This is a genomic window from Luteibacter sp., assembly GCF_051958795.1.
Classification (GTDB): Bacteria; Pseudomonadota; Gammaproteobacteria; order Xanthomonadales; family Rhodanobacteraceae; genus Luteibacter.
This window is the reverse complement of record NZ_JBQCFT010000164.1, coordinates 1-3,953: the sequence shown is the minus strand read 5'-3', so window position 1 is coordinate 3,953 and position 3,953 is coordinate 1. Positions and strand designations below refer to the sequence as shown.

Below are 3,953 nucleotides of genomic sequence, written 5' to 3'. Positions count from 1 at the left end.
TGGGCGTGGCGAACCGACCTGCTTTGGCCTGAACTGATCCTGTCGTCGGCCTTCGTCATCGACGCGACTTTGACGCTGCTCGTGCGAATTCTGCGCGGTGCGCGCTGGTACACTCCACACCGCGAGCACCTCTATCAATGGCTCGTAAGGCGGGGGCTAAGCCATACGCGGGTAGCAGGGGGCTACCTGGTATGGAACCTCGCCATTTGTGTGCCCGGCGCATGGATCGCGCTCCGCCATCCGGCGGTGGCGCCCGTGTGTTGCGGGCTGGCCTACCTGTTGGGGGCAGCGGTCTGGCGTACTGGCAAGCGGTCGTGCTTGCGTCGAAGGGAGCGACATGTTTCTGCGTAAGTTCATTGGCATCATCCACCCCCGCACCGCCGTCGTGGCACACGACCTGGCGATGGCGGCCTTTGCCTGGTGGATCGCGAAATCGCTGCGCTATGCGCTGATGCCCGATTCCGCCCCGGTGTCCTACCTGCCCATGGAATTCCCGCTGGTCCTGCTGGTGCAGGGCGCGGTCTTTAACTGGACGGGCCTGTACAAGGGCGTGTGGCGCTTCGCCAGCCTCCCGGATCTCTGGAACATCATCAAGGCCACGGTGATCGGCTCGCTGATCATCGGCCTGGCCATGGTGATGTACGCGCGCCTCGACGGCGTGCCGCGCTCCGTCCTGCTGGTCTACCCGGTGGTGCTCGTGGTGCTGCTCGGGTTGCCCCGGCTCAGCTACCGCTTCTGGAAGGACAGCCGTATCGACCTGTTCCAGTCGGTGCCGACCAAGCGCGTGCTGATCGTCGGCGCCGACCGCGCCGGCGATGCGCTTGCGCGCGACCTGCGCCGTGACAGCCGTTACAGCGTCATCGGTTTCGTCGACGATAACCTCGCCCTGCGCGGTGCGCAGATCGGCGGCGTCCCGGTGCTGGGCACCGTCGACCAGCTGGCCGAACTCTCCCGCGCCGTCGCGGTGCAGATGCTGCTCATCGCCGTCCCCGGTGCCACCACCGCGCAGATGCGCCGGATCGTCGCGTTCTGCGAAAGCACCGGCTTGCCGTTCCGCACGGTGCCGCGTCTTGAAGACGTGGTCGCGGGGCGTGCGCAGTTCAATGAGATCAAGGAAGTCGCGATCGAGGACCTGCTGGGTCGCGACGCCGTGGAACTCGACTGGACGGCCATCCGCGAAACCATCAGCGGGCGCCGCGTCCTGGTGACCGGCGGTGGCGGTTCGATCGGTTCGGAACTGTGCCGCCAGGTGGCCCGTCTCGGCGCTGCGTCGCTCACCGTGGTCGAGATGTCCGAGTACAACCTGTACCGGATCGGCCAGGAGCTTACTTCGGCGTACCCGGAACTCATCTTCAACGGCGTGCTCACCGACGCCCGCGAATCGGTGGCGGTGAACCGCCTCTTCGAGGAAACCCAGCCGCAGATCGTGTTCCATGCCGCGGCGTACAAGCACGTGCCCATGCTGCAGGGCCAGCTGCGCGAAGCGTTCCGCAATAACGTGCTCGGCACCCGCGTGGTCGCCGACGCGGCGGTGCGTTGCGGGGCGGAGGCCTTCGTCCTTATTTCCACCGACAAGGCGGTGAACCCGACCTCGGTGATGGGCGCATGCAAGCGCATGGCGGAGATCTGGTGCCAGAACCTCGCAGCGCATACGGCGACACGTTTTATCACCGTGCGGTTCGGTAACGTGCTGGACTCGGCCGGCTCGGTCGTGCCGCTGTTCCGCCGCCAGATCCGCCAGGGCGGTCCGGTCACCATTACCCACCCGGAGATCTCGCGCTACTTCATGACGATTCCCGAGGCCTGCCAGCTGATCCTGCAGGCGGCCACGCTGGGCAAGGGCGGTGAGATCTTCGCGCTCGACATGGGCGATCCGGTGAAGATCCGCGACCTTGCGGAGCAGATGATCCGCCTGGCCGGCAAACGCCCCGGGTCGGATATCCAGATTGTGTATACGGGCCTGCGTTCAGGCGAGAAGCTGTTCGAAGAGCTGTTCCATCCGCTCGAGAACTACACCAGCACCACCCACGCCAAGATCTTCCAGGCCCAGCACCGCCAGGTGTCGTGGGACCTGCTGCAGACGCAGCTCGCCCGTGCCGAAGAGGCCGTATGGGCGTTTGATGAAGAAACCCTGCGTCGGTGCGTGTCCCAGCTGTTGCCTTCGTTCCGCTGGAGCGAGCCGCAGATGGGTAACGTGCTGCCGCTTCGCCGTAACGAAAGTGGAGACATCGCATGACCCAACCCCTGCGCACGGTAGTATTTCCGGTGGCTGGCCTCGGTACGCGCTTCCTTCCTGCGACCAAGGTGGTAGCCAAGGAGATGCTCCCGGTACTCGACCGCCCGCTCATCCAGTACGCCGTGGACGAGGCCGTCGATGCTGGAGCCGACACGCTGGTGTTCGTCACCAACCGCTACAAGCACGCCATCGCCGATTACTTCGACAAGGCGTACGAGCTGGAAGAAAAGCTCGCGGAGAAGAACAAGGAAGAGCTGCTCGGCATCCTGCGTGGCATCCTGCCGCCCCGCGTCCGCTGCGTCTTCGTGACCCAGCCGGAAGCGCTGGGCCTGGGCGATGCGGTGCTGCGCGCGAAGGCGGTGGTCAACGAAGAATATTTCGGCGTGATGCTGCCGGATGACCTTATCTGGACGAAGGGCCGTGGCGCCCTGGGACAGATGTCCGACCTGGCTTACAAGCAGCACGCGGGCGTCATCGCCGTGGAAGAAGTGCCGGAGAAGGACACCGACAAGTACGGCGTGGTTAAGCTCAGCGAAGAGATCAGCGACCGCGCTGGCCGCATCGAGCACATGGTCGAGAAGCCGAAGCCGGCCGATGCGCCGTCGAACCTCGCCGTGGTCGGCCGCTACGTGCTGCCGCGCGAGATCTTCGGTTTCCTGGAGCGGACGCGCGCCGGTGCGGGCGGTGAGATCCAGCTGACCGACGCGATCGAGAACCTGCTGAAGGACAAGGGCCAGGTGCTGTCGTACAAGTTCGAAGGCACGCGCTTCGACTGCGGCAACAAGGCCGGCCTGGTCCGCGCGACCCTGGCGATGGCTCTGGAAGATCCAAAGCTGGCGCCAATTGTTCGCGAGTACGCTGCGATGTAAGGAAAAAGCCCCGGCATTGACCGGGGCTTTTTTTTCCATGGCAGTGTTGGCCATCTCGTAGGAGCCCACCCTGAGGGCGACGCCTTTCGCGGACGCGCCGCAGGCCGTGTTGCCATGTCGCGAAAGATGTCGCCCACAGGGTGGGCTCCTACTTTCAGCGCGTCGGCAGCGTCGGCAGGAACTTCGGTCGGCGGAAGGCGTTGGCTTTTTGCTCCACGCCGTACGCGATGCCGATCAACGTCGGCTCGCTCCACTTCGCGCCGAAGAACACCACGCCTACCGGCAGCTCGTGGGCGAAATCGACGGGTAAGGTGATCGAGGGGTAGCCGGCGATGGCGGCCGGTGCCGAGACGCCGCCGACGGTCGGGTCGCCGCTGACCACGTGGTCGCCGAGTACCAGGTCGTTGACGAAGGCCGGGCCCCAGCTCGGGGCGAGCAACGCATCCAGATGATCCTTCGCCAGCGCGGCATCGATGCCTTCGGGGCCGGCGAGGCGCTTGTTCTTCTCGACGATGGTCTTGTACTTCGGATCGTCCAGCCCGCCTTTCTGCTCGGCCATCAGGAACAGCTCCTGGCCGAACCACGGCATCTCCTGCTCCTTGTGCGCATCGTTGAACGCGATGAGGTCGGCAAGCGTCTTCATCGGCTGGTTCGGGCGCGTCGCGAGATAGGCGGCGATGTCGTGCTTGAACTCGTAGAGCATCACGTCGAGCTCGTTCTCGCTGAGCTCCTTGAGGTGCGGGATCTCCACGTTATCGACCACCGTGGCGCCCTTGGCTTTCAGCAGCGCGATCGTCTTTTCCAGCGCCGCATCGGCATTGGGTTCGATACCGGCGAGCTGTCGCGCC

The 3,953-nt window shown here is 65.0% G+C and carries 3 protein-coding genes and 1 pseudogene; 3 read left to right on the top strand and 1 reads right to left on the bottom strand.

Annotated features, from left to right (window positions below; all coding sequences use genetic code 11):
- From ACTHLF_RS08595 to ACTHLF_RS08585, 3 genes and pseudogenes are all read left to right on the top strand, one after another.
- Nucleotides 1-351: pseudogene (locus tag ACTHLF_RS08595) on the top strand (glycosyl transferase family 4); the annotation flags it as partial.
- Nucleotides 338-2,236: a polysaccharide biosynthesis protein gene (locus ACTHLF_RS08590; RefSeq protein WP_440326584.1), complete on the top strand. Its 1,899-nt coding sequence runs from the start codon at nt 338-340 to the stop codon at nt 2,234-2,236. The pseudogene ACTHLF_RS08595 and the gene ACTHLF_RS08590, both read left to right, overlap by 14 nt.
- The gene (locus ACTHLF_RS08585; protein WP_440326582.1) at nt 2,233-3,105 is read left to right on the top strand and encodes a UTP--glucose-1-phosphate uridylyltransferase; all 873 of its coding nucleotides are present in this window, start codon (nt 2,233-2,235) and stop codon (nt 3,103-3,105) included. The genes ACTHLF_RS08590 and ACTHLF_RS08585 overlap by 4 nt, the downstream gene beginning before the upstream one ends.
- 154 nt (nt 3,106-3,259) lie before the next feature.
- Here ACTHLF_RS08585 and ACTHLF_RS08580 read toward each other — a convergent pair.
- On the bottom strand, nt 3,260-3,953 hold a 694-nt coding region (locus ACTHLF_RS08580; RefSeq protein ID WP_440326581.1), incomplete at its 5' end, for an amidase family protein.